At 41.2% G+C, this 1,261-nt stretch carries 1 protein-coding gene; it reads right to left on the bottom strand.

Translation table 11 applies throughout. The annotated features are described in order from the left end of the window. On the bottom strand, positions 1-366 hold a 366-nt coding region (locus CUN59_RS19705; protein ID WP_104389427.1), incomplete at its 3' end, for a replication/maintenance protein RepL. Between the last annotated feature and the right edge of the window lie 895 nt (positions 367-1,261).

Genomic DNA, 1,261 nt, shown 5'->3' with positions numbered 1-1,261 from the left:
ACCACGGACAAGAATTTGAGGATTTAACATGATTACGCCTGTTCTTCTTTTTATTATGTTTCCTTCTTCGAGTGTTTTAAGAGTCTCAGTTACTGTTGTAGGACTTACATTAACTTCTTTAGCCATTTCTCTTGTAGTAGCTATTAATTTATTATCAGACAATCTAAGGTTCTCTAATAGATAATTAACTACTTTGAGTTTACTACCCCCTACAACGTCTAACATCATCACTAGACCCTTTATATACGCTTTTACAAAGTTTCCTTGTGTTTGACGTCTATAAACCTTATCAACTTCAATTATTTCTCCTGTATCACTATCTATTAGCTTATGTTTACCTCTATAAACTTTGTCATAACTTTCCATTGTTCCACCTCCTGTTATCATAAGTTATCACAAATGTAACATAAAAATTGTAACAAAACAAACAATATAATTGTTACAAAATAGAATTTGTAACAGAAAACTGTAACATATGTTACAGAAAACTAATACAAACAAAATCCTTATAAAAACCGTCATATCAACGTTTATAAAGAATTTTAGTAGTTGAATCTTCTCCTCTAATAAAATGCAGGGCTAGGCTAAAGCCTAGCAGGGGGCTCTCAACGGTAAAGGACGGGGCTACGCCCCGCCGGCACTTCGTGCCGGTGCTACGCATCCTTGACCGTCGATTCTGCGCCCCCTGCACCCCCGGCGTTGCGCCGAAACCAAAGGTTTCGGCTTGACGCCTAGCCCTGCATTTATTGATGCGTCGATGCGCCTATGCCATGCGTAAGGCAAGGCAATCCATTGGATTGCCTTGACGGTTGCATGGGGTTACAAGGGGCGAAGGACCCGCCGTCAAGGGCGAAGCCGACGAAGTCGGTGAGCGAAGCGAACCCTTTACGGTGGGGAGCCCCTTGTTATGCTTTAGCATGGCATAGGCGCAGATGCATTATCTTTTCACTGGGGTTCAAAGGGGCAAGCCCCTTGCAAGCGAACAAGGACGAAATTCGAAGAATGTAGTCCGCAGTTACTGCTTGCAGTCGGTTTGTAAGATAGCAGTGTTTTAAACGCTGCTATCGTCAAAACGGGGGTTTGATTTTAGGTTTTAATGGATTTAATAAGGGACTAGCTTCAGCTAGTCCCTACATCTTTTTTATGTTATTATTCTTTGTGAAAACTTTCATATTCATCATAGGCGTGATCTTGTTCATCTGGTCGGTCGAATTCTTCAAATTCGATCAACATATGTCTGTGTTTCTTATCATCACCACGG

Origin of the sequence: Cuspidothrix issatschenkoi CHARLIE-1, from assembly GCF_002934005.1 — a bacterium.
GTDB lineage: Bacteria > Cyanobacteriota > Cyanobacteriia > Cyanobacteriales > Nostocaceae > Cuspidothrix > Cuspidothrix issatschenkoi.
The sequence above is the reverse complement of the archived record's forward strand: the minus strand, read 5'-3'. Positions and strand labels throughout refer to the sequence as shown.